We start from the raw sequence: 23,948 nt of genomic DNA on the forward strand, positions 1-23,948 counted from the left end.
CGGGCATGAAGGGCGCGTTCGAGATCATGGGGGGAGATAAACATAGAGGGTGGGGGGTGAGAAAGGGGTTTGTTAGGGGTGCGTTAGAATTTTTGGTTTGGGGGTGCGGCGGGGCTGGATTGCCGCGCTGCGCTCGCAATGACGTGGTGGGGTTGGGGGCTGGGGTGATGGGTATCGGGGGATGCGAATCCTGCACGCGCTGCGCTTGCGGGGGCGGGGTGGTTGGATTGGGGATATGAGATTGGATGTTTGGGTGTTGAGACGTTGTAATTTCCGGGACAGGACTGTGTGGTTGTAATAGAGCGGCGGCCGTCCGAATTTTGTATTCCTGACAGTTGCCTGTGAGTGCAACGGTTTTTTGGAAAACGCAGTTTTTATACGGAGAGTAGAATGAACAGGATTGTCAAAACCGGAATTCTGGCCGGTGCCTTAGTTTTGGGTAGTTATGGCGCTGCGATGGCTGACAGCGGAACTGCCAACAACAAGCTTGGTGGCATGCTGACGATGACGCACGGGATGTTGCGGACATCGGGGCTCGATGGCGCCACGATTTACAACGACAAAGGCAAGGATCTTGCGACGTTGAAGAACATTCTGGTCAGCGACAGCGGTGGACCGACGACGGTGGTGGCTTCGGCGGATGGGCGGATGGTTTCGTTTCCGCTGAGCAAGCTGAAATTCCAGAAGAGTGACCCGAGCTCGACCGCCAAACAGCCGGATTACAGCGTGGTTTATCCGGGTGCATCGGAATCGACGTTCAAGACGATGCCGAAGTTCCATTACGATAGCGGCAACCAGGGCTGAGTTTGGCCTCGGCCGGTGGGTATGCCACCGGCCGATGGTTTGTTGTGCTGAGATAATTTGTTCGATTGTGCTTTGCTTTTGCGGTCGCTGGTTTATTCGAGGGTATCGATTGAACGGGAGCGGGCAGGGCGATGGACGAGGCGATGGGCGGTGCGGATGAGGCCGGGCATTCAATTGGGGATGCGCGGCGGTTGTTGTTTGGTGCGGTCGATGGGTTGATCCTGGCGCAGATGGTTGGGGCGGCTTGTGAGGTCGGGCTGGCGGATGCGCTGGGGGCTGATGAACTGGCGCCGGTCGGGGCGCTCGCGCCGCGGCTTGGGTGTGACGAGTGGGTTTTGTTCCGGCTGGTGCGCGCGCTGGCGGCGCAGGGTATTTTCACGATCGATGCGGGGCGGATGGTGGGGCATTCCGAGGCGTCGCGCTTGTTGCGGCGGGATGATGCGCGCTCGCTCGCCTGGTTCATGCGGTATTGGACGATGCCTTCGATCTGGGGGGCGTGGGGTGGGTTGAGCCATTGCGTGCGGACGGGGGCGGCGAGTTTTCCGGTGGCGAACGGGCGCGGGTTTTTTGAGCATATGGATGCGCATGCTGAGGATCATCGGGTGTTTTCGTCGCTGATGAGCGTCGGGTTCGCGGGGCGGCATGCGGCGCTGGCGGCGGGGCTTTCGTTTGCGGATGGGGAGGTCGTTGTCGATGTCGGCGGTGGCGCGGGGTCGCTGCTGCGGGAGATTTTGCTGCGGAACCCGGGCGTGCGCGGCGTGTTGTATGATCTGCCGAGTGTGGTGGCGGGGGCGGGGCAGTATATCGATACGGAGGATTTGCGGGCGCGGTGCGTGATCGAGGGGGGCAGTTTTCTTGAGCGCGTGCCGCAGGGCGGGACGAGTTATGTTTTGTCGTGGATTTTGCACGATTGGCCGGATGCGGGAGCGATTGCGATTTTAAAGGCGGTGCGGGCGGCGATGGCGCCGGGGGCGCGGTTGATCGTGATCGAGGAGGTGCTGGCGGCCGAGATCGGCGCGGGGGATGCCGGCACCTATGTCAATGATTTGAATATGCTTGTGCTGTTCGGGGGGAGCGAGCGGACGATGGCGGGGTTCAATGCGCTGATGGCGGCGGCGGGGTTTGGGGATGTGACGCGGATTGGGAATGCGGGGGGGATGGCGGTGCTTGAGGCGCGGGGCGGTGATCGGGTTGGGTGATGGCGTTGGGGGCGATGGGCGGGGGAAGAGAAGAATGATGACATGGTTGCGGTGCCGCCCTTCGCTTGTTAATCTTTTAAGATTACATTCAACAAGGCGACATCGATATGCGCACAGTCGTCAAGGCCTCTGCGGTTGAGTTGCTGCGCAAGGTTGCGCAACAGGCTTATTTGCACAATCCGGGTAATTGCTCGGGCGCCGTGCATGACGTTATTCGAAAGTTGGTAAATCCGGCGGCACCATATCGGCTTGCCAACGCGCTGATGGGATATCTTGCCAATCCGGCCAATGGATGGAGCAAAGTCCGGGATTACGCTGAGGCCTCGGCTCTGGCTGATCGTGGCGTGGTGGTGGTAGGCGGTTTGGCGGAACCCGGCGGGCATGGCCATGTTATTGTTGTTTTGCCGGGGCGTTGGAGGCCGAGCGGTGGATATAAAGTGGATGGCAGGATGATGCCGTCGCACGGGATGTTTCCGCCGGCGATGTCGACATCGCTCGGGCCATGGCCTGGGGCGGTTAGCGATGGCGACAAGACGGTGTTTGACCCTTGGGATAATGTGCAGGTGTTTAAGCATGTTACCTTCTGGGCGTGGCAGAAAAAATCATGATTTCGCGGATCGTTTTGTTCGGTGTTGCATGGCTTGGTTTGAGCGGTTGGGCGGTGGCGTCTCCGCCGGTTAAGTTAGCGCTGGCCGATTGCGGTGCGGTTTCTGGGGGGGTGAGCGCGAAAGCGGAGGTTTGGTTTGGTGCTCATGCGGGGGCGTATAGGCCTTATTTGACCGAGTGCCGGGTGCGTGATGGGCGGGGGCGGGTTGTTTTGAAAATTGTGGCGTTGCGCCAGGATGCGGCGGCGCGGCATCACCGTCTCTATTTTTATCACGGCAAGCCTTGGGATGGGCGGGATAGCATGGCGCTGATGAACGCGGACCCGGTTCCGTTGCCGGTTATTCTGACGCCGGGTGATCGGGCTGTTGGGCATCTTCAGGAAGGATTGTTTGGCGAGGGGCCTGGGACCAAGGCGGTCTTGTTCGAGGATTGGCGGGATGACTGGCCGCGGCGGATTGTGATGCGGGTGGCGGGTGCGGCGGTGCTGGGCACGTATTGTACGCCGCCGTTGATTTGGAACGCTGGTCAGGATGAATTCGTGAAGTCGAAGGGGCCGGCTTACGCGGGATGTAAGTGATGATGGGACGGGTGCCAGGATGAGGCGAAACTGAGTGGCCTCTTTTGGTCGGGTGCGTGGGGCAGAATTGTTGGAGGGATGGCATGGTTTCTTTGACGGACGGTGATTTGAACATTCGGGTGCGCAGCGTTGCGGTGACGGATGATGAATTGGGATGGACGGGCGCAGGATTGCGGTGCCGTTGGCGTGGTATCCGCGATTGCTCGGAGCGATGCCGGATCAACGGGCGCGGTGGGAAATTGCCGGGGCCGGGTATGGGATTCATTGGCCCGATCTGGATGAGGATTTGAGTACCGAGGGGTTGTTGCGTGGGGCGCGGGCGCCGGGTGGGTCGGGACGGTGGGTTGGTGCGCGATCCGTGGGGTGATCGCCGCGCGGATGGCCGATGTGCGGTTTGTGGCATCTGGGCGGTATTTCGGGGTTGTGGCTCAGGAGGCTATGCGCTGGGCAGCTGTGCTGATGGTCGATGCCGGCGGTGGCGCGGGATCGGGCGGGGTGGGTCCGTTGGCGTCGCGTTGATGTGATCATCGCGGGGGGCGGCGGTTGGGGTACGGAAAGATGGCGGATGGCGCTTTGTTTATCCGCCCTTCGCTTGGTGATACGACGACGAGCACGAACATGCTTTGGCCAGCGGGCCAACGCACCTTTGTTCACACGAAGTTGATGGGCTTCGCAAAGGCTCTGCCCATTCTACGCCTGCTAAACTGTTTCCACGATTTAAATAAAAATGAGAGGTTTAAATGTCGCAAGTACAGGAAATAAGTATACAGCTCGACGGAATAAGCAATATTTTGAAAACACGAAGGTTCAGCGTTCCAGCGTATCAAAGGTCATATGCGTGGGAAATCGAACACGTTGAATCGCTTCTTAATGACATCAACGACGCTATTAACGGAAAAGAAAAAGAATATTTTCTTGGTTCGATAGTAGTAACGGGACCTATTGATCGCAGATACGAAGTTGTAGACGGGCAACAGCGGCTAACGACTGTTAGTTTATTAATATCAGCTATCCGTGACAAATTTAGAGATCAGCGAGACGTTGAAGCTGAGACATCGATTCGAAATGATTTTCTTGCGAATGTCGATCGAAAAACCAAAGAACGTGAGCCAAAACTTGTATTAAACGAGGTTGACAATGAATTTTATCAAGAAATTATCGAAAATAAAACAAATATAGATGTTGGTCGATTTCAGAGGCAGTCGCATAAAAGACTAATTGAAGCATCTAATCGCATACGGAAATACATTGATGATATAACTGCTGTCGCTTCCGATGCGGATGAAAAGCTTCATAGTTGGCTTGATTATCTGGAGTCAAATCTGAAGGTGATATTAGTGACTGCTCCAGATGCCAGTAATGCGTTTGTTATATTTGAAACACTGAACGACCGTGGATTGGAGTTAGCGATCTCGGACCTACTAAAGAACTATCTTTTTCATAAATCGGGTGACAAAATGGAGGAGGTAAAAATAGATGGCTAACAATGGTTGCCACTTTGGAAAGTGCAACAGATGATCCGCTAATAGTAACTTATCTTCGACATTTTTCTATGTCGAGATATGGTCTTGTTCGAGAGAAAGAGTTATTCGGAGTGATAAAGAGAAAAATAACGAATAAAAAATTAGCAGTTCAGTTTTCGACTGACTTGAGTAATACATCAAAAATATACGCGTCATTAATAAATGCAGATCACGAATTGTGGTCTAAGTACGACACGACTACGCGAAATTCCGTAGTTGCCCTGAATCTACTCGGCATGGTTCAGGTTCGCCCTCTTTTAATTGCAATTTTAGATAGGCTAGACCCTCGATCAGTCTCAGCAGCGTTCCGCAAGCTTGTTGCGGCAGCAGTAAGATTTCAGATTGTTGGTGGCGCTGGCGGTGGCACCCTTGAGCGAATATACAGCGAGGCTGCGCGAGGGGTGACGGACGGCACCCTAAAAACGATAGCTGATATACTTAAGGTTTTTACCACCCTCCCGACTGATTCTGCGTTCATTGCTGCTTTTTCGGTTGCATCGATCTCGAAGCAAGCACTTGCGAGATACTACTTGCGTACTCTGGAGTCGGAGTCGCCCGAGACAACCGGTGAACTGGTGCCTAATGCAGACCCGAAAAGCGTCAACCTTGAGCATATTTTACCGATAACACCCTCTCCTTACTGGACACAGCTTTGGTCAACGGATGATACGAGGGCATTCCAGAGACGTTTGGGGAATATGGCGATCCTCTCTGCGAAGGTAAACAGTACTGTGGGAAACGATACCTTCGAAACCAAGAGACGTCTATTTGAGGCTTCACCATTCAAATTCACGGCGATGATTGCAGATTTCCCCGTTTGGAATAAGGCGTCGATCGATCAGCGACAGATCGAAATGGCCAAAGTAGCTGCAAAGATTTGGTCGGTCCGCCCATAACTCAGTGACGACTGGCAGCGCCAGACTCGAAAAAGTTTTTTGGTTCTTTTTTCCAAAAAAGAACGGCTTGCTTACCTTCGGCTCCCCGACTCGACAATTCGGTCCGGGGGCGATATAGGCGGCGCACACAGAACGCGGGAGGCTGGGGCGTGGTGCTCTGGCCGGTTGGACCGCGGTCTATTGGCGTTTTGCGTCAGCGGATGGGAGTGCGCCTTATGGCGAAGAAGATTGTTGGCTATATTAAGTTACAGATACCGGCGGGCAAGGCTAATCCGTCGCCGCCGGTTGGGCCTGCTTTGGGGCAGCGCGGGTTGAATATCATGCAGTTTTGCAAGGATTTCAATGCGGCGACGCAGGGTATGGAAGTGGGCATGCCGGTGCCGGTGGTGATTACCGCGTTTGGCGATCGGACCTTTACCTTTATCACCAAGACGCCGCCGAACACGTATTTTCTGAAGAAGGCGGCGGGGATTACCAAGGGGTCCACGACGACCGGCAAGGGTGCGACCGTGGGCAAGGTTACCATGGCGCAGTTGCGGGAAATTGCGGCGACGAAGATGGTTCATATGAACGCCAATGATGTCGATGGTGCGGTGCGCATGTTGATCGGGTCGGCGCGGTCGATGGGTCTTTCGGTGGTGGAGGGCTGATCATGGCGAAGAACAAGCGTTTGGTTAAGGCGACCGCGGCGGTCGAGGCGAACAAGGCCTATGCGTTGGATGAGGCGATGGCGTTGGTGAAGACCAATGCGACGGCGAAGTTCGATGAGACTGTGGAGTTGTCGTTGAATCTCGGCATCGATCCGCGTCATGCCGATCAGATGGTGCGCGGGCTGATTTCGTTGCCGAACGGCACGGGCAAGACGCTGCGGGTAGGCGTGTTTGCGCGCGGGCCGAAGGCGGATGAGGCGCGGGCGGCGGGTGCGGATGTGGTGGGTGCCGATGATCTGGCCGAGCAGGTGCAGGCGGGCAACATTGCGTTCGATCGTTGCATCGCGACGCCGGACATGATGGCGCTGGTTGGGCGGCTGGGTAAGATTCTCGGGCCGCGCGGGCTGATGCCTAATCCGAAGCTGGGGACCGTTACCATGGACGTTAAGGGTGCGGTTACGGCGGCGAAGTCGGGCCAGGTGGAGTTTCGGGCGGAGAAGGCCGGGATTATTCATGCGGGGATCGGCAAGGCGAGTTTTGATGCCGGGTTGTTGATCGAGAACGCGAAGGCGTTGGTCGATGCGATTCAGAAGGCGAAGCCGGCCGGGGCGAAGGGGACTTATTTGCAGAAGGCGGCGTTGTCTTCGACGATGGGACCTGGGGTTCGGGTTGATGTGAGTACGCTTTCGGCTTGAGGGCGTTAGGGTAGGGAAGGCTTCTTTTTTGTAAAAAAGAAGCAAAAAACTTTTTTGAATTTGGTGCACGGGCGTTTCGACGGTACGGGCTAGAGTCATAAAGTTTTTTTGCTTCTTTTTGTTCACAAAAAGAAGGCTTCGCTTACTTCGCCTTACTTTGGATGCGGGTTTGGGACGGGGCTGGATTGCTTCGCAAGGGCTCGCAATGACGGGGTGGGGTTGTATTGAGAATGTGCCGGGCTTTGGCTCGGCCATGACGGGATTGCCGGCTATGCTGGTGGTTCCGGACCTGTCCAAGACGGTTTGTAGTCCTTTCGGACTTTAATGGGTGTGAGCCCGCAGGCCGTAGATGGGGTGTCGGAGGTGTTGAGGCACCGATGGTTCCAATCACGGACAGGCGAACATGCGGCTGGGATGGTCCTTGCCGCTTTGGGCAAACCGGTGTTGCGCGGTCCAAACGCGTGATGCCTGACGAGTGGAGACCGAATTGGATCGCGCACAGAAGCGTGAGTTCGTGGACTCGCTTGCGACCGTGTTCGCTGAGACGTCGATGATCGTGGTGACCCGCAATGACGGGTTGACGGTTGCCGATGTGACGGCGTTGCGCGTGCGGATGCGGGCGGCGGGCGCACAATATAAAGTGGCGAAGAACCGTTTGGCCCATATCGCCTTGGAAGGCACCAAGTTCGACGGGCTGGTGCCGCTGATGAAGGGTCCGACCGCGCTGGCGTGGTCGCATGATCCGGTAGCGGTGGCAAAGGCTGCGGTCGAGTTCGCCAAGACCAACGAGAAGTTCGTGCTGGTCGGTGGCGCGTTGGGGACTCAGATGCTCGATGCATCGGGTGTTCGCGCGCTGGCCGAGCTGCCGTCGCTCGATCAACTGCGTGGCAAGCTGCTGGGTCTGATCCAGGCGCCGGCGACGCGGATTGCGGGTGTGCTGCAGGCGCCGGCGGGGCAACTTGCGCGGGTCTTTGGGGCGTATGCCAAGGCAAATGGGGCTGAGGAGACCGCTGAGGCGGCGTGAGGGGAGGAAGAAGGCTTCTTTTTTGTAAAAAAGAAGCAAAAAACTTTCTGACTCTGGTCCGCGCTGGTTTCACCGGTAAGGGCTAGATTAACAAAGTTTTTTTGCTTCTTTTTGTTCAGAAAAAGAAGACTTCTGATACCCCTTCAGCGTCGCCGTGAGCGAGCCCGAACGGTTCGGGCTTGCATGGAACCATCACAACGAGTATTATAGGAACTGACGAAATGGCTGATCTCGCAAATTTAGTTGACCAACTCTCTTCCCTCACTGTCCTCGAAGCAGCGGAGCTTTCTAAGCTGCTCGAAGAGAAGTGGGGTGTTTCGGCTGCGGCACCGGTTGCGGTTGCTGCTGCGGCGGCGCCAGGCGCTGCTGCGGCTCCGGTTGAGGAGCAGACCGAATTCACCGTCGTGCTGAAGGCCGCCGGGGACAAGAAGATCAACGTGATTAAGGAAATCCGGACGATCACCGGTCTTGGGCTGAAGGAAGCCAAGGACCTCGTTGAAGGCGCGCCGAAGACCGTGAAGGAAGGCGTGAACAAGGACGAGGCCGAGAAGATCAAGAAGGTTCTGGAAGAGCAGGGCGCATCTGTCGGCATCGAATGATTTACCGCGACGCCGCGTGAGGCAACTCACCGCGGCGTTTTCGACCTGACTTCGGCGGAGTGCCCTCGGGCACTCCGCCCGTTTGCTGTTGCGCCTGATGGGCGAGATTTGGACTGATACGATACGGCATCGCTGTCGGGCGATGGTTCGTTACTGAATTATTGATTGGGGTATGGGCATGAATGCGATTTCGGGTGGCATGAACAAGATTTCCTTTACCAATCGCAAGCGCATCCGCAAGAGCTTCGGGAGAATTCCCGAAACCACGCCGATGCCCAACCTGATCGATGTGCAGCGCGCGAGCTATGACGCGTTTCTACAGATGAACGTGTCGCCGGATTCGCGTTCGGTGTCGGGTTTGCAGGAAGTGTTCAAATCGGTGTTCCCGATCGATGATTTCGCCGGGCGGGGCCGGTTGGAGTTCGTTTATTACGAGCTCGAAGACCCGAAATATGATGTGGAAGAGTGCATTCAGCGCGGGATGACCTATGCGGCGCCGCTGAAGGTGGTGCTGCGGTTGATCGTGTGGGATCTGGATGAGGATACCGGGGCGCGTTCGATCCGCGACATCAAGGAGCAGCCCGTTTATATGGGCGATATGCCGCTGATGACGGATAACGGCACGTTCGTGGTCAATGGGACCGAGCGGGTCATTGTCAGTCAGATGCATCGCAGCCCGGGCGTGTTTTTCGATCACGACAAGGGCAAGACCCATGCTTCGGGTAAGTTTTTGTTCGCGGCGCGGGTGATTCCGTATCGCGGATCGTGGCTGGATTTCGAGTTCGATGCCAAGGATCTGGCGTATGTGCGGATCGATCGGAAGCGCAAGCTGCCGATCACGACGTTGCTGTATGCGCTGGAGAGCAAGGCGACCGAGGCGCTGCGGGCAGCGCGGACGGCCAAGGGCGAGACGCTGGAAATCGGTGAAATCAAGGGCATGGATGCCGAGGAGATCCTCAGCACGTTCTATGGCCAGGTGCCGTTTACCCGGACCAAGGATGGGAACGGCGAGAGCGCGTGGGCGCGGCCGTTCGAGCCGGAATTGTTCCGTGGCGCGAAGCTGGTTGAAGATCTGGTCGATGCCGAGACGGGCCAGGTGGTGGCCAAGGCCGAGGAGAAGCTGACGGCGCGGGCGGCCCGCAAGATTGGCGAGACGACCAAGCATGTGCTGGTCAGCCGGGCCGATCTGGTCGGGCGGTATGTTGCCGAGGATTTGTATGATCCGAACACCGGTGAGATTTTCGCCGATGCCGGCGAGGAGATCGCCGAGGCGAAGCTTGCGGTGTTCGAGGCGGCCGGGCTGGATGTGATTCCGACGCTGGCGGTGGATCAGACCAAGGGGCCGTGGATTCGCAATACGCTGGCGGTGGACAAGAATTCGAACCGCGAGGATGCGCTGGTCGATATCTATCGGGTGATCCGGCCGGGCGAGCCGCCGACCAGCGAGACCGCCGAGGCGTTGTTCCGCGGGTTGTTCTTTGATTCCGAGCGCTATGATCTGTCCGCCGTGGGGCGGGTGAAGATGAACATGCGCCTGGGGATCGAGTGCGACGACCAGATGCGGGTGCTGCGGAAAGAGGATATTCTGCGCACGATTCAGATCATGTGCGATCTGAAGGATGGGCGCGGGCAGATCGACGATATCGATAATCTCGGCAATCGGCGGGTGCGGTCGGTTGGTGAGCTGATGGAGAATCAGTATCGGGTCGGGCTGCTGCGGATGGAGCGTGCCATTCGCGAGAGGATGGGCTCGGTCGATATCGACGGGGTGATGCCGCATGATCTGATCAATGCGAAGCCGGCGGCGGCGGCGGTGCGGGAGTTTTTCGGCAGCTCGCAGCTGAGCCAGTTCATGGATCAGACCAATCCGCTGTCGGAAGTGACGCATAAGCGGCGCCTGTCCGCGTTGGGACCGGGCGGGTTGACGCGCGAGCGGGCCGGGTTCGAGGTGCGCGACGTGCATCCGACGCATTATGGCCGCATCTGCCCGATCGAGACGCCGGAAGGGCCGAACATCGGGTTGATCAACTCGCTGGCGACGTTTGCCAAGGTGAATAAGTACGGATTTATCGAGACGCCGTACCGGATGGTAACCAACGGTAAAGTTTCCGATGACTATAAGTATTTGTCGGCGATGGAAGAGGAGCGGTTGACGGTGGCTCAGGCGGATGCGCCGAAGCTGGAAGACGGCACGCTGACCGAGGATTTGGTTTCGGTGCGGCGGAACGGCGATTTCCGGCTGGTGCGGCCGGAGGAAGTGACGGCGATCGACGTGTCGCCACGCCAGCTGGTTTCTGTTGCTGCGGCGTTGATTCCGTTTTTGGAGAACGATGACGCCAACCGCGCGCTGATGGGCTCGAACATGCAGCGTCAGGCGGTGCCGTTGATCCGTTCGGACGCGCCGCTGGTCGGCACCGGGATGGAAGCGGCGGTGGCGCAGGATTCGGGTGCGACCATCGTGGCGCGGCGGGCCGGCATCATCGACCAGATCGATGGCGCGCGGATTGTGGTGCGGGCGACCAACGATGATGGCACGACGATGGGTGTCGATATCTATCGGTTGCGCAAGTTCATGCGCTCGAACCAGTCGACCTGCATCAACCAGCGGCCGCTGGTGCGGGTGGGCGACCGGGTTGGGGCGGGCGATATCATTGCCGATGGACCGTCGACCGAGTTGGGCGAATTGGCGCTGGGGCGGAACATTCTGTGCGCGTTCATGCCCTGGAACGGGTATAATTTCGAGGATTCGATCCTGATTTCGGAGCGGATTGCGCGCGAGGACATGTTCACTTCGATCCATATCGAGGAATTCGAGGTGATGGCGCGCGACACCAAGCTGGGGCAGGAGGAAATCACGCGTGATATTCCGAATGTCGGCGAGGAGGCGTTGCGCAATCTGGATGAGGCTGGGATTGTGATATTCTGGTGGGCAAGGTGACGCCGAAGGGCGAAAGCCCGATGACGCCGGAAGAGAAGCTGTTGCGTGCGATTTTCGGTGAGAAGGCATCCGACGTGCGGGATACCTCGCTCAAGCTGCCGCCTGGGGTTTCGGGCACGATTGTCGATGTGCGGGTGTTCAACCGGCGTGGTGTGGATAAGGACGAGCGCGCTCTGGCGATCGAGCGGTCGGAGATCGAGCGGCTTGCCAAGGATCGGGATGACGAGCGGGCGATTCAGGAGCGCGCGTTCCTGAACCGGTTGCGCGAGAAGCTGCTCGGGCAGCTTGCCGGGTCGGGCTACAAGGGCGTGCGCTCGGGCAGCGAGATCAATGCCGAACTGCTCGCCGAAGTGCCGCGCAATGCCTGGCGGAATCTGACCGTGCAGGACGATCATGTGATGGCCGAGATCGAGACGCTGAAGCGCGAATTCGATGCGGCGGTGCATAAATTGCAGGCGCGGTTCGAGAGCAAGGTCGAGAAATTGCAGCGCGGCGACGAGATGCCGCCGGGCGTGATGAAGATGGTTAAGGTCTTCATCGCGGTGAAGCGCAAGCTGCAGCCGGGCGACAAGATGGCCGGACGCCATGGCAACAAGGGTGTGGTCTCGAAGGTCGTGCCGATCGAGGACATGCCGTTCCTGGAGGACGGCACCGCGGTCGATATCGTGCTCAACCCGTTGGGTGTGCCCTCGCGCATGAATGTCGGGCAGATTCTCGAGACGCATCTGGGATGGGCATGCGCCAATCTCGGGCGGCAGATCGGTGAGCTGGTCGATAACTACCGGCGCACCGGGCAGGAGCGCGAGCGGCTGCATGCCATGCTCAAGGATGTGTATGGTGAGGAGATCTACACCAAGCAGATCGAGATCATGGACGATGCCGATGTTGCCGAATTGTGCGGCAATATCCGCAAGGGCGTGCCGATCGCGACGCCGGTGTTCGATGGCGCGCGCATCACCGATATCGAGGATATGCTGGCGAAGGCCGGGGTCGATATTTCGGGTCAGATGACCCTTGCGGATGGGCGGACCGGCGAGCAGTTCGAGCGCAAGGTGACCGTGGGCTATATGTATATGCTCAAGCTCGGGCACATGGTGGATGACAAGATCCATGCGCGCTCGATCGGGCCGTATTCGCTGGTGACCCAGCAGCCGCTGGGGGGCAAGGCGCAGTTCGGTGGGCAGCGGTTCGGCGAAATGGAAGTGTGGGCGCTCGAGGCTTATGGTGCCGCCTATACCTTGCAGGAAATGCTGACCGTGAAATCGGACGACGTTTCGGGCCGCACCAAGGTTTATGAGGCGATCGTGCGCGAGCAGGATAATTTCGAGGCGGGTGTGCCGGAGAGCTTCAACGTGCTGACCAAGGAATTGAAATCGCTTGGTCTCAACGTCGATCTGACGCTTTCGGCTGAGTGAGTTTTGGCGGTTTGATCATGGCGCGGGGTGGGGTTGCCACGCCGCGTCGATGAAAGGGATTGTTGCATGAACGACTTGATGAAGATTCTGGGCCAGACCGGCCAGGCCGCGACTTTCGACCAGATCCGCATTCAGATCGCCTCGCCCGAGCAGATCCGCTCGTGGTCGTTCGGTGAGATCAAGAAGCCCGAAACCATCAACTACCGTACCTTCAAGCCGGAGCGGGACGGGTTGTTCTGTGCCCGTATTTTCGGGCCAATCAAGGATTACGAGTGCCTGTGCGGCAAGTACAAGCGGATGAAGTTCCGTGGCATCATCTGCGAGAAATGCGGCGTCGAGGTGACCTTGGCCAAGGTGCGGCGCGAGCGGATGGGGCATATCGAGCTCGCCTCGCCGGTTGCGCATATCTGGTTTTTGAAGTCGCTGCCGAGCCGGATTGCCACCATGGTCGAGATGACCCTGAAGGATCTGGAGAAGGTTCTGTATTTCGAGAGCTATATCGTGCTCGATCCGTACACCACGGATCTGAAGCGCTATCAGCTGCTGTCGGAAGATGATCTGTACGCCAAGCAGGACGAATTCGGCGATGACGGGTTCAAGGCCGGCATCGGTGCGGAGGCGATCAAGTCGATTCTGGCACAGGTCGATCTGGAGACCGAGCAGGTCACCATGCGGGCTGATTTGAAGGAAGCGACGTCCGAGGCGAAGCGCAAGAAGCTGGTCAAGCGGTTGAAGCTGGTCGAGGCGTTCATTGAATCCGGCACGCGGCCGGAGTGGATGATTTTGGACGTGGTGCCGGTGATTCCGCCGGAACTGCGGCCGCTGGTGCCGTTGGACGGCGGGCGTTTTGCGACGTCTGATTTGAACGATCTGTATCGCCGCGTGATCAACCGCAATAATCGTTTGAAGCGGCTGATCGAGCTGCGCGCGCCGGATATTATTGTCCGCAACGAGAAGCGCATGTTGCAGGAGAGCGTGGATGCGCTGTTCGACAACGGGCGGCGCGGCCGGGCGATTACCGGGACCAACAAGCGGCCGTTGAAGTCGCTGTCGGACATGCTGAAGGGCAAGCAGGGGCGGTTCCGCCAGAACCTGCTGGGCAAGCGCGTCGATTACTCGGGCCGTTCGGTCATCGTGGTCGGGCCGGAGCTCAAGCTGCACCAGTGCGGCCTGCCGAAGAAGATGGCGCTCGAATTGTTCAAGCCGTTCATCTACGCCAAGCTCGAGAAATACGGTCTTGCCACCACCATCAAGGCGGCGAAGCGCATGGTCGAGAAGGAGCGTCCCGAAGTGTGGGACATTCTCGAAGAGGTGATCCGCGAGCATCCGGTGATGCTGAACCGCGCGCCGACCTTGCATCGCCTGGGTATTCAGGCGTTCGAGCCGATTTTGATCGAAGGCAAGGCGATTCAGCTGCATCCGCTGGTCTGCACCGCGTTCAACGCCGATTTCGACGGCGATCAGATGGCGGTGCACGTGCCGCTGTCGATCGAGGCGCAGTTGGAAGCGCGCGTGCTGATGATGAGCACGAACAACATTCTGAACCCGGCCAACGGCAAGCCGATTATTGTGCCGAGCCAGGACATTGTGCTCGGGCTGTATTATCTGTCGCTGGAGACGCCGGAGTTTTCGGGCGTTGCCGACAAGGATGCGCCGGCGTTCGGCAATGCCGGCGAGATCGAGCACGCGCTGAGCGCCAAGCGGATCAAGCTGCACGACCGCATCCGCGCGCGCGTGGCGGTGACCGCGGCGGATGGCACGGTTTCGTATCAGGTGGTGGCGACCACGGCGGGGCGCACGATGATCGGCAATTTGCTGCCGAAGCATCATGAAGTGCCGTATGCGCTGGTGAACCGCCAGTTGACCAAGAAGACCGTGTCGGACGTGATCGATGCGGTGTATCGCCATACCGGCCAGAAAGAGGCGGTGATTTTCTGTGACCGGCTGATGGCGCTCGGGTTCACCCATGCGGCCAAGGCGGGCATTTCGTTCGGCAAGGACGACATGGTGATCCCGGCCGAGAAGCAGGATCTGCTCGAGAAGACGCAGGCCGAGGTCAAGGAATTCGAGGCGCAGTACCACGATGGTCTGATCACGGCGGGCGAGCGCTACAACAAGGTGATCGATGCGTGGTCGCGTTGTAACGACACGGTTGCGGCCGCGATGATGCGCGAGATTTCCAAGCAGGAGCCGGGCAAGCAGACCAATTCGGTGTGGATGATGAGCCATTCCGGCGCGCGTGGGTCGCCGACCCAGATGCGTCAGCTGGCGGGTATGCGCGGGTTGATGGCCAAGCCTTCGGGCGAGATCATCGAGCAGCCGATTTTGTCCAACTTTAAGGAAGGCTTAACTGTTGCCGAGTATTTTAACTCGACACATGGAGCGCGTAAGGGGTTGGCGGATACTGCGTTGAAGACGGCGAACTCGGGCTATCTGACCCGGCGACTGGTCGATGTGGCGCAGGATTGCATCATCATCGCGCATGATTGCGGCACCGAGCGCGGCTTGACCGTGCGGGCCGTGATGGATGGCGGTGAGGTGATTTCCGGCCTCGCCGAGCGGACCCTGGGGCGGACCACGGCCGAGGACGTGTTCGATCCGACTGACGGTTCGCTGATCATTGCGGCGAATACGCTGATCGAGGAGATCGAGGCGGACCGGATCGACAAGACCGGCGTCGAGCAGGTGAAAATCCGCTCGGTGCTGACCTGCGAGTCGAAAGTGGGCGTCTGCGCGATGTGCTACGGGCGTGATCTGGCACGCGGCACGCCGGTGAATGCCGGCGAGGCGGTGGGTGTGATCGCGGCGCAGTCGATCGGTGAGCCGGGCACGCAGCTGACGATGCGCACCTTCCATATCGGTGGTGCGGCGCAGCGTGGGGCCGAGCAATCGAACGTCGAGGCGAGCCATGACGGTACGGTGACGGTGAAGAACCGCAACGTGGTGGCGAATTCGGCCGGCGTGCCGGTGGTGATGAGCCGCAACTGCGAACTTGCGATTACCGATGCGGCCGGGCGTGAACGCGCGAAGTTCCGGGTGCCGTACGGTGCGCGGTTGCTGACCGAGGAAGGCCAGAGCGTGACGCGCGGCGAGAAACTGGCCGAGTGGGATCCCTATACCCTGCCGATCATCACCGAGCGGGGCGGCGTGGTCGAATTCGCCGATCTGCTCGAAGGTGTGACCTTGGTCGAACGGGTCGATGACGTGACCGGGCTGACCTCGAAAGTGGTGGTCGATTACAAGCAATCGGCCAAGGGCGCGGATTTGCGGCCACGCCTGCTGCTGAAGGACGAGAAGGGCGAGATCGTGCGCCTGGCCAACGGCGCCGAAGCGCGTTCGTTCCTGCCGCCGGATTCGATCCTGTCGGTTGAGAACGGTGCGACGGTGCAGGCGGGTGACGTGCTGGCACGGATGCCGCGCGAAGGTTCGAAAACCCGTGACATCACCGGCGGTCTGCCGCGTGTGGCGGAATTGTTCGAGGCGCGGCGGCCGAAGGATCACGCGATCATCGCGGAAATCGATGGTCGGGTGGAAATTGGCAAGGATTACAAGGCGAAGCGCCGCATTCTGGTCAAGAACGACGAGACCGGCGAGGAGACCGAGTATTTGTTGCCGAAGGGCAAGCACATGTCGGTGCAGGAAGGCGATTACGTCCATCGGGGTGACCCGCTGGTCGATGGTCCGCGCGTGCCGCATGATATTCTGCGGGTGCTCGGCGTCGAGGCGTTGTCGGATTATTTGGTCAATGAAATCCAGGATGTCTATCGACTGCAGGGCGTGAAGATCAACGACAAGCATATCGAAGTCGTGGTGCGCCAGATGCTGCAGAAGATCGAAATCACCGAGCCGGGGGATACCACGTATCTGATCGGCGAGCTGGTCGACCGGATCGAGTTCGAGACGGAGAACGAGCGGCGGGTGAAGCTGGACGAACGGGCGGCGAGCGGGCTGCCGGTGCTGCAGGGTATTACCAAGGCGAGCCTGCAGACGCTGAGCTTTATCTCGGCGGCCTCGTTCCAGGAAACCACGCGGGTGCTGACCGAAGCGGCGACCGCGGGCAAGACCGATCATCTGCTCGGGTTGAAGGAGAACGTCATCGTCGGGCGGTTGATCCCGGCGGGCACCGGCAGCGTGATGAGCCGGTTGCGCGCGATTGCCGCGGGGCGGGACAAGACGACGCTGGCGCAGACGCGCACGGCGCTGCCGTCACGCCGCGAGGTTGCGGCGGAGTAACGGCGGCGTTTGGTGGAACGAAGAAGCCGGCATCCTTCGGGGTGCCGGTTTTTTTTTGGGTTCAGGGAGGCAGGCTTCTTTTTCGTAAAAAAGAAGCAAAAAACTTTTGGGAGTCTCAGATTGGTGCGGCTGCTGCGCTATCGTCTGCGGCCCGGCTCCAAGGTTTGCGGTAGGTGATGAATCGGTCGAACGTATCCGCGAAACCGCTCGATCGATGGAGTTTTATGGAGGGGTCGTTGATCAGATCGACCATGGCTTTGAATTGCAGTCCTGGGACGTCGTGATCGGCGAGACAGCGTTCAATCAGCGCCGTGCCGACACGTTTGCCCCTATGGGATTTGGTCACACCCACGTAGGCGATCCATCCTGACCGTGTTTCACGATCAATCTGGGGGATGAGGAGCCCGATGGGCTTGTCGCCCTCGGTTGCGACCAGCCAGATGGTACGATCGGCGCTGGGCTCGGCAGGATCGAGAAATTCCGCCATATCAGCTCGCACGTCGATCAGGGGGTCGTTATCGGCTCGGTCCATCGTATCGGTTTGGCATGCGAGGTAAAGATCAAGCAGATCGGTTTCTGTGAAATGACCCCCGCCAGTGATGCTGCGGGCGATTGAACTCTTTCGCGTCGTTGCTGAGCGTCGATGGGTCAGGATAGCGGCTGCCGCAGTGAATTCAAAGCGGTCAGCGACCACGGCACCCCGCCAGACTGACGCAGCAGGGTGACTCTCGAGAAAGCGAGTCTCACTATATTTGATTTCAATTTCGGAAAATAGTTCCAGTGTTCGGTTCAGTATCAAACCGGCGAGATTTTTTTTGTGGCACATCGATAACGTATCAGCGAAGACAGGCGGCCAAACCTGCAACCGACCCCGGGAATCGATTTCGGTTGCAATTCTCGCGTATGTCTCAAATCCCTGATGTGCGACGAGGCGGACTACGTTGTGAGGTGTGTTTGAGGAGATGTTAGCCAACACTCGGTCCCGTGCTGCTTGAGCTTTTGCAGGCTTCGGGCCGATTTGGAACCATAAGTCGATATTTCGACGGTCGATCACGCTGATTTCGAGCGATGGTGGAAATGCGTGGGTCACCGGCCATACTCTTCCATGCCCCCCGGCATCGGCGCAACAAAATCATTCTCTTTCTAGTTGGGTCTGGGGCCTAAGGCCCCAGCGGGTCCAGGGCAGAGCCCTGGCCTTTTTCGAGGGAATCGACTTGACTCTGGGGAGCCTGGCTCTTAAGGGTGGCGCCTCAGCGAGACGCGGGGAATTCCCGGTCGCGCCGTTCATTACTCTCACGCTTGCGGCGCCGTCGTCCCTTGGGGTTGACTTAGGTTGCGGGTCTGGGTTGCCGCAGGTGGAGTGTTCTCCGCCCTGCGGTGTTTGTATGAGCGCGTGACGGGTGATCCCGGCTAGACGGATTTAGGCCAGAAGGACGACGAGTGCATGCCGACTATCAATCAGTTGATCGCCAAGGGGCGTGAAGTTCGGGCCAAGCGCAACAAGGTGCCGGCGCTGCAGAACTGCCCGCAGAAGCGTGGTGTTTGCACCCGCGTTTATACCACGACCCCGAAGAAGCCGAACTCGGCGTTGCGTAAGGTTGCCAAGGTGCGCCTGACCAACGGCTACGAGGTGGTGAGCTACATTCCGGGTGAGGGGCATAATTTGCAGGAGCACTCGGTGGTGTTGATCCGTGGTGGCCGCGTGAAGGATTTGCCGGGCGTGCGGTATCATATTCTGCGTGGCGTGCTCGACACGCAGGGCATTGCCAAGCGTCGTCAGCGTCGTTCGCTGTATGGCGCGAAGCGGCCGAAGTAAGGAGATCAGATTGTGAGCAGACGTCATTCCGCGACCAAGCGCGAAGTTTTGCCCGATCCGAAATTCGGTGATGTGGTGATCAGCCGTTTCATGAACGTGCTGATGTACGACGGAAAGAAATCGGCCGCTGAGACCATTGTTTATGGTGCGCTGGACAGTTTGAAGAAACGGGGCGGCAACAATGCCGATCCGGTTCGGATGTTTCATGAGGCGCTTGATAATGTGAAGCCGGCGATTGAGGTGCGGTCGCGCCGGGTTGGTGGTGCGACGTATCAGGTTCCGGTCGAAGTGCGGACCGAGCGGCGCCAGGCTTTGGCGATTCGCTGGATCATCGAGAGTGCGCGCAAGCGGGGCGAGCACACGATGGAGGACCGGTTGTCGAACGAGCTGTTGGACGCGGTGAACAACCGTGGTGCGGCAGTGAAGAAGCGTGAAGACACGCATCGCATGGCCGAAGCCAACAAGGCGTTCAGCCATTATCGCTGGTAGACGGAAACTCATCTGACGCCGGTTTTGAGTGCGGCGCTGAACCAAATACGAGACGGAGATACCTATGGCCAAGGCTAAATTCGAGCGGAACAAACCGCACTGCAACATTGGCACGATCGGCCACGTCGATCATGGCAAGACGTCGCTGACCGCGGCCATCACCAAGGTGCTGGCAAAGTCGGGCGGTGCGACGTTCCGCGCCTATGACAGCATCGATGCGGCGCCGGAAGAACGCGCTCGTGGCATCACGATCGCGACCGCGCATGTCGAGTACGAGACGGCGAACCGGCATTACGCCCATGTCGATTGCCCCGGCCATGCTGACTATGTGAAGAACATGATCACCGGTGCGGCGCAGATGGACGGTGCCATTCTAGTGGTTTCGGCCGCTGATGGCCCGATGCCGCAGACCCGCGAGCATATCTTGCTCGCCCGTCAGGTTGGCGTGCCGGCACTCGTCGTGTTCCTGAACAAGATGGACATGGCCGATCCCGACCTGGTTGAGCTGGTCGAGATGGAAGTGCGCGATCTGCTGAACAAATATGAATATCCCGGCGATGATATCCCCATCATCAAGGGTTCGGCGCTGTGCGCGCTGGAAGACAAGCAGCAGGAAATCGGCGAGCAGGCCGTGATCGAGCTAATGGCGGCGGTCGATGCGTATATTCCGCAGCCGGAACGCCCGATCGACAAGCCGTTCCTGATGCCGGTTGAAGACGTGTTCTCGATCTCGGGTCGTGGCACCGTGGTGACCGGCCGCGTCGAGCGCGGCATTGTCAAGGTTGGCGACGAAGTCGAGATCGTGGGTTTGAAGGCCACGGTGAAGACGATCGTCACCGGCGTTGAAATGTTCCGCAAGCTGCTCGATCAGGGCCAGGCAGGCGATAACATTGGTGCGCTGCTGCGCGGCACGAAGCGTGAAGATGTCGAGCGTGGCCAGGTTCTGGCGGCGCCGGGTTCGATCACGCCGCACACCAATTTCTCGGGTTCGGTGTATATTCTGAATAAGGAAGAGGGTGGCCGTCATACGCCGTTCTTTACCAACTACCGCCCGCAGTTTTACTTCCGCACCACCGATGTGACCGGTGTGGTGACCTTGCCGGATGGCGTCGAGATGGTGATGCCGGGCGACAACGTGACCGTGGATGTCGAGCTGATCGCGCCGATCGCGATGGATGAGGGCTTGCGTTTCGCCATTCGTGAAGGCGGCCGGACCGTTGGTTCGGGCGTTGTTGCGAAAGTCACGAAGTAGGCTTTGGTTTGAGATGACTCCGCCTTCCGGTTTCGGCCGGTGGGCGGGGTGGTTTTTTGGTTAGGCTACCCCCGCTCTTTGTAACGACTATAGGTTTTGACGATGGACAATCAGAATATCCGTATTCGCCTCAAGGCGTATGATCACCGGGTGCTCGACAACAGCACCAAGGAGATCGTGAACACCGCACGGCGGACGGGCGCGCAGGTCCGGGGACCGATTCCTCTGCCGACGCATATCGAGCGTTTCACCGTCAACCGTTCGCCGCATGTCGATAAGAAGAGCCGTGAGCAATTCGAAATCCGCACTCATCTGCGGCTGCTCGACATTGTCGATCCGACCCCGCAGACGGTTGACGCGCTGATGAAGCTCGACCTTGCGGCCGGCGTCGATGTCGAAATCAAGATCTGATATCTGGAAGTAGTGTGATGCGCACCGGTATTATTGCAAAGAAGCTGGGGATGACCCGGTTGTTCAGGGATGACGGCACCCATGTGCCGGTCACCGTTCTGCACATGGACGACGTGCGGGTGGTGATGGCGAAGACTGTGGAATCCGACGGCTATGCGGCGGTTCAGCTGGGGTTTGGCCATGCCAAGACCAAGAACGTGTCCAAGCCGATGAAGGGTCATTATGCGAACGCGAAGGTCGAGCCGGCGATGAAGCTGGTTGAGTTCCGCGTGGCGGATGATGCCGTGTTGGAAACCGGTGCGGTGCTGTCGCCCACGCATTTCGCGGCGGGCCAGAAGGTGGATGTCGCGGGCATCAGCAAGGGCAAGGGGTTCGCCGGCGGCATGAAGCGCTGGAACTTTGCTGGTCTTGAAGCCTCGCATGGCGTTTCGATCAGCCATCGTTCGCTGGGCTCGACCGGTAATCGTCAGGATCCGGGCAAGACCTTCAAGAACAAGAAGATGGCGGGTCATCTGGGTGACAAGCGGATCACCACGATGAATCTCGAGATCGCGGCGGTCGATGAGGCGCGCGGCCTGATCATGATCAAGGGCGGCATTCCCGGTGCGAAGAACGGCTATGTGTTTGTGCGTGACGCGGTGAAGAAAGCCCGTCCGGCCGATGCGGCCTATCCTGCCGCGTTGAAAGGCTGAGACGATGGAATACGATATTTATAATCTGCAAGCCGAGACCGCCGGCAAGATCGAACTGCCGGAAGAGTATTTCGGCATGGCGCCGCGGCCGGATATCATGGCGCGTGTGGTGCATTGGCAGTTGGCGAAGCGCCGCGCCGGCACGCACAAGACCAAGGGCATGGGCGAGGTGCAGGGCACCACGAAGAAGCCGTTTCGCCAGAAGGGTACGGGTAATGCGCGCCAGGGTTCGTTGCGCGCGCCGCAGTTCCGTACCGGTGGTGTGGTGCATGGTCCGGTCGTGCGGGATCATGGGTATTCGCTGAACAAGAAGGTACGCCGGCTTGGGTTGATTTTTGCGCTGTCGCAGAAGGCGCTCGAGGGCAAGCTGGTCGTGTTGGATACGGTTGCGGGTGTTGCCAAGACGTCCGAGCTGAGCCTCAAGATCAAGAAGCTTGGCTGGGGCCGGACTTTGATCGTTGATTCTGTGGTTGACGATGGGTTTGCGCGGGCGAGCCGTAATCTGATCGGGATCGATGTGCTGCCGGTGGTGGGGGCGAATGTGTATGACATTTTGCACCATGATATTCTGGCGATCACGACGGCCGGTCTTGAGGGTTTGAAGCTGCGCCTGGCGGGGAAAGTTCCGCACAGCGAAGCGTCGCATGAGGAGATCGCGGCATGAGCACCAGTGTGAGCAAGGCACCGGCGGCAAAGAAGCCCGTGTTGTCGCGCGAGGCGATGTTCGATGTGATCCGCGGACCGCTGATCACCGAGAAGGCGACCGCGCTGTCCGAGCGGAATCAGGTCGGGTTCAAGGTTGCGATCGATGCGACCAAGCCGATGATCAAGGCCTCGGTCGAGGGGTTGTTCGGCGTGAAGGTGACTGGCGTGAACACGCTGATCCAGAAGGGCAAGGCGAAGCGCTTCAAGGGTCGGCCGGGCAAGCGGTCTGATCTGAAAAAAGCGTTCGTGACGTTGGCCGAAGGCCAGTCGATCGATTTCACGACGCGTCTGGCGTAAGGCGAAACCGATGGCATTGAAACATTTCAAACCGGTCACGGCGAGCCTGCGCGGCACCGTCCTGATCGATCGCTCGGAATTGTGGAAGGGCAAGCCGGTCAAGGGTTTGACCGAAGGCAAGCACTCTACCGGCGGGCGCAACAATCATGGTCGCACCACCAGCTATTTCCGGGGTGGTGGACATAAGCGGACTTACCGGTTGGTCGATTTCAAGCGTCGCAAATTCGATGTGGCGGCGATTGTCGAGCGGTTGGAATATGATCCGAATCGGTCGGCGTTCCTGGCGCTGGTGAAATATGCCGATGGCGAGCTTTCGTACATTCTGGCACCGCAGCGGCTCAAGGTTGGCGATCAGGTGGTTTCTGGCCTGAAGGTCGACATCAAGCCGGGTAATGCGATGCCGCTGTCTGCCATTCCGGTCGGCACGATCATTTGCAACATCGAGCTGAAGGCGGGCGCCGGCGGCAAGATGGCGCGGTCGGCGGGGACGTTTGCGCAGCTGGTCGGCAAGGATCAGGGCTATGCCCAGGTCAAGCTGATGTCGGGTGAGCTGCGGTTGATCCGTGGCGAGTGCATGGCGACGATCGGTGCGGTGTCGAACCCGGATCATTCGAACCAGGAACTCGGCAAGGCCGGGCGTAATCGCTGGCTGGGCCGGCGGCCGCATAACCGTGGCGTGTCGATGAACCCGGTCGATCACCCGTTGGGTGGTGGTGAAGGCCGGACCTCTGGCGGCCGTCATCCGGTGACGCCGTGGGGCAAGCCGACCAAGGGTTACAAGACACGTTCGAACAAGCGGACGGATGATCTGATCATCCGGCGCCGTAAGGTCGGGAAGGGCTGATCGATGACACGCTCCGTATGGAAAGGCCCGTTCGTTGACGGGTATATGCTGGCCAAGGCCGAGACCTCGCGCGCTTCGGGCCGCAACGAGATCATCAAGATCTGGTCGCGCCGCTCGACCATTCTGCCGCAGTTCGTCGGTTTGACGTTCGGCGTTTACAATGGCCGGAAGTTTCTGCCGGTTCAGGTCAACGAGAACATGGTCGGCCACAAGTTCGGCGAATTCTCGCCGACCCGCAGTTTCACCGGCCATTCGGCCGACAAGAAGGCGAAACGAGGCTGAT

Annotated in this window: 22 protein-coding genes and 1 pseudogene; 22 read left to right on the plus strand and 1 reads right to left on the minus strand. The window is 59.0% G+C overall.

Annotated elements, in window-relative coordinates; translation table 11 throughout:
• Positions 1-390 precede the first annotated feature (390 nt).
• From B7X49_RS06330 to rpoC, 13 genes and pseudogenes are all read left to right on the plus strand, one after another.
• The gene (locus B7X49_RS06330) at positions 391-804 is read left to right on the plus strand and encodes a hypothetical protein (protein ID WP_286702434.1); all 414 of its coding nucleotides are present in this window, start codon (positions 391-393) and stop codon (positions 802-804) included.
• 131 nt (positions 805-935) lie between these two features.
• Positions 936-2,003, plus strand: coding sequence for a methyltransferase (locus B7X49_RS06335; RefSeq protein ID WP_286702435.1), 1,068 nt, complete (start codon positions 936-938; stop codon positions 2,001-2,003).
• Between the two features lie 107 nt (positions 2,004-2,110).
• Entirely contained in the window at positions 2,111-2,611 is a 501-nt protein-coding gene (locus B7X49_RS06340) for a hypothetical protein (RefSeq protein WP_286702436.1), read from the plus strand.
• 167 nt (positions 2,612-2,778) lie between these two features.
• Positions 2,779-3,186 carry a hypothetical protein gene (locus B7X49_RS06345; RefSeq protein ID WP_286838649.1) on the plus strand — a complete coding sequence of 136 codons (408 nt, stop codon included), beginning with the start codon at positions 2,779-2,781 and terminating at the stop codon, positions 3,184-3,186.
• Between the two features lie 154 nt (positions 3,187-3,340).
• A complete protein-coding gene (locus B7X49_RS06350; RefSeq protein WP_286702438.1) occupies positions 3,341-3,553 on the plus strand; it encodes a DUF2442 domain-containing protein in 213 nt (70 codons plus the stop codon).
• Between the two features lie 373 nt (positions 3,554-3,926).
• A complete protein-coding gene (locus B7X49_RS06355) occupies positions 3,927-4,670 on the plus strand; it encodes a DUF262 domain-containing protein (RefSeq protein ID WP_286702439.1) in 744 nt (247 codons plus the stop codon).
• 2 nt (positions 4,671-4,672) lie between these two features.
• Positions 4,673-5,605 carry an HNH endonuclease family protein gene (locus B7X49_RS06360; RefSeq protein WP_286838651.1) on the plus strand — a complete coding sequence of 311 codons (933 nt, stop codon included), beginning with the start codon at positions 4,673-4,675 and terminating at the stop codon, positions 5,603-5,605.
• 215 nt (positions 5,606-5,820) lie between these two features.
• Entirely contained in the window at positions 5,821-6,255 is a 435-nt protein-coding gene (gene rplK / locus B7X49_RS06365) for a 50S ribosomal protein L11 (protein ID WP_029312041.1), read from the plus strand.
• 2 nt (positions 6,256-6,257) lie between these two features.
• Entirely contained in the window at positions 6,258-6,950 is a 693-nt protein-coding gene (gene rplA / locus B7X49_RS06370) for a 50S ribosomal protein L1 (RefSeq protein WP_286702441.1), read from the plus strand.
• Positions 6,951-7,437: 487 nt separating this feature from the next.
• Positions 7,438-7,974, plus strand: coding sequence for a 50S ribosomal protein L10 (gene rplJ, locus B7X49_RS06375; RefSeq protein ID WP_286702442.1), 537 nt, complete (start codon positions 7,438-7,440; stop codon positions 7,972-7,974).
• A gap of 221 nt (positions 7,975-8,195) precedes the next feature.
• A complete protein-coding gene (rplL, locus tag B7X49_RS06380; protein ID WP_029312044.1) occupies positions 8,196-8,573 on the plus strand; it encodes a 50S ribosomal protein L7/L12 in 378 nt (125 codons plus the stop codon).
• Positions 8,574-8,772: 199 nt separating this feature from the next.
• Positions 8,773-12,926: pseudogene (rpoB, locus tag B7X49_RS06385) on the plus strand (DNA-directed RNA polymerase subunit beta).
• A 66-nt stretch (positions 12,927-12,992) separates the two neighbouring features.
• On the plus strand, positions 12,993-17,159 hold the full coding sequence (gene rpoC / locus B7X49_RS06390; RefSeq protein WP_029312046.1) for a DNA-directed RNA polymerase subunit beta': 4,167 nt from the start codon (positions 12,993-12,995) through the stop codon (positions 17,157-17,159).
• Positions 17,160-17,274: 115 nt separating this feature from the next.
• Here rpoC and B7X49_RS06395 read toward each other — a convergent pair whose 3' ends face one another.
• Positions 17,275-18,249, minus strand: a complete 975-nt coding sequence (locus B7X49_RS06395; RefSeq protein ID WP_286702443.1) for a GNAT family N-acetyltransferase — start codon at positions 18,247-18,249, stop codon at positions 17,275-17,277.
• A gap of 354 nt (positions 18,250-18,603) precedes the next feature.
• On the opposite strand from B7X49_RS06395, the gene rpsL reads away from it, so the two are divergent.
• From rpsL to rpsS, 9 genes are all read left to right on the plus strand, one after another.
• Positions 18,604-18,975: a 30S ribosomal protein S12 gene (gene rpsL, locus B7X49_RS06400; protein WP_029312048.1), complete on the plus strand. Its 372-nt coding sequence runs from the start codon at positions 18,604-18,606 to the stop codon at positions 18,973-18,975.
• A 12-nt stretch (positions 18,976-18,987) separates the two neighbouring features.
• Positions 18,988-19,464, plus strand: coding sequence for a 30S ribosomal protein S7 (gene rpsG, locus B7X49_RS06405; protein WP_029312049.1), 477 nt, complete (start codon positions 18,988-18,990; stop codon positions 19,462-19,464).
• A 64-nt stretch (positions 19,465-19,528) separates the two neighbouring features.
• The gene (gene tuf / locus B7X49_RS06410; RefSeq protein WP_029312050.1) at positions 19,529-20,716 is read left to right on the plus strand and encodes an elongation factor Tu; all 1,188 of its coding nucleotides are present in this window, start codon (positions 19,529-19,531) and stop codon (positions 20,714-20,716) included.
• 102 nt (positions 20,717-20,818) lie between these two features.
• Positions 20,819-21,127 (plus strand): 30S ribosomal protein S10, encoded by a 309-nt coding sequence (gene rpsJ / locus B7X49_RS06415; protein ID WP_029312051.1) that lies wholly within the window; start codon positions 20,819-20,821, stop codon positions 21,125-21,127.
• Between the two features lie 17 nt (positions 21,128-21,144).
• The gene (gene rplC, locus B7X49_RS06420; protein ID WP_286702444.1) at positions 21,145-21,819 is read left to right on the plus strand and encodes a 50S ribosomal protein L3; all 675 of its coding nucleotides are present in this window, start codon (positions 21,145-21,147) and stop codon (positions 21,817-21,819) included.
• A 4-nt stretch (positions 21,820-21,823) separates the two neighbouring features.
• Complete coding sequence (rplD, locus tag B7X49_RS06425) at positions 21,824-22,483, plus strand: 50S ribosomal protein L4 (RefSeq protein ID WP_286702445.1); 660 nt, start codon at positions 21,824-21,826, stop codon at positions 22,481-22,483.
• Positions 22,484-22,524: 41 nt separating this feature from the next.
• Positions 22,525-22,821, plus strand: a complete 297-nt coding sequence (locus B7X49_RS06430; RefSeq protein ID WP_286702512.1) for a 50S ribosomal protein L23 — start codon at positions 22,525-22,527, stop codon at positions 22,819-22,821.
• A gap of 10 nt (positions 22,822-22,831) precedes the next feature.
• Entirely contained in the window at positions 22,832-23,665 is an 834-nt protein-coding gene (gene rplB / locus B7X49_RS06435) for a 50S ribosomal protein L2 (protein WP_286702446.1), read from the plus strand.
• Between the two features lie 3 nt (positions 23,666-23,668).
• Entirely contained in the window at positions 23,669-23,947 is a 279-nt protein-coding gene (gene rpsS, locus B7X49_RS06440; protein WP_029312056.1) for a 30S ribosomal protein S19, read from the plus strand.
• The last annotated feature ends 1 nt before the right edge of the window (position 23,948 follow it).

The sequence above is a fragment of the Acidiphilium sp. 34-64-41 genome, assembly GCF_002282635.1.
Classification (GTDB): domain Bacteria; phylum Pseudomonadota; class Alphaproteobacteria; order Acetobacterales; family Acetobacteraceae; genus Acidiphilium; species Acidiphilium rubrum.

Bases quoted from the DNA above. Each gene is read 5' to 3' on its own strand.
- rplK (WP_029312041.1), top strand. From the start codon at position 5,821: ATGGCGAAGAAGATTGTTGGCTATATTAAGTTACAGATACCGGCGGGC.
- rplB (WP_286702446.1), top strand. From the start codon at position 22,832: ATGGCATTGAAACATTTCAAACCGGTCACGGCGAGCCTGCGCGGCACC.
- rplA (WP_286702441.1), top strand. From the start codon at position 6,258: ATGGCGAAGAACAAGCGTTTGGTTAAGGCGACCGCGGCGGTCGAGGCG.
- B7X49_RS06360 (WP_286838651.1), top strand. From the start codon at position 4,673: ATGGTTGCCACTTTGGAAAGTGCAACAGATGATCCGCTAATAGTAACT.
- B7X49_RS06335 (WP_286702435.1), top strand. From the start codon at position 936: ATGGACGAGGCGATGGGCGGTGCGGATGAGGCCGGGCATTCAATTGGG.
- tuf (WP_029312050.1), top strand. From the start codon at position 19,529: ATGGCCAAGGCTAAATTCGAGCGGAACAAACCGCACTGCAACATTGGC.
- rplC (WP_286702444.1), top strand. From the start codon at position 21,145: ATGCGCACCGGTATTATTGCAAAGAAGCTGGGGATGACCCGGTTGTTC.
- rpsL (WP_029312048.1), top strand. From the start codon at position 18,604: ATGCCGACTATCAATCAGTTGATCGCCAAGGGGCGTGAAGTTCGGGCC.
- rpsS (WP_029312056.1), top strand. From the start codon at position 23,669: ATGACACGCTCCGTATGGAAAGGCCCGTTCGTTGACGGGTATATGCTG.
- rpoC (WP_029312046.1), top strand. From the start codon at position 12,993: ATGAACGACTTGATGAAGATTCTGGGCCAGACCGGCCAGGCCGCGACT.
- rpsJ (WP_029312051.1), top strand. From the start codon at position 20,819: ATGGACAATCAGAATATCCGTATTCGCCTCAAGGCGTATGATCACCGG.
- B7X49_RS06340 (WP_286702436.1), top strand. From the start codon at position 2,111: ATGCGCACAGTCGTCAAGGCCTCTGCGGTTGAGTTGCTGCGCAAGGTT.
- B7X49_RS06330 (WP_286702434.1), top strand. From the start codon at position 391: ATGAACAGGATTGTCAAAACCGGAATTCTGGCCGGTGCCTTAGTTTTG.
- rplD (WP_286702445.1), top strand. From the start codon at position 21,824: ATGGAATACGATATTTATAATCTGCAAGCCGAGACCGCCGGCAAGATC.
- B7X49_RS06350 (WP_286702438.1), top strand. From the start codon at position 3,341: ATGGACGGGCGCAGGATTGCGGTGCCGTTGGCGTGGTATCCGCGATTG.
- rplL (WP_029312044.1), top strand. From the start codon at position 8,196: ATGGCTGATCTCGCAAATTTAGTTGACCAACTCTCTTCCCTCACTGTC.
- B7X49_RS06355 (WP_286702439.1), top strand. From the start codon at position 3,927: ATGTCGCAAGTACAGGAAATAAGTATACAGCTCGACGGAATAAGCAAT.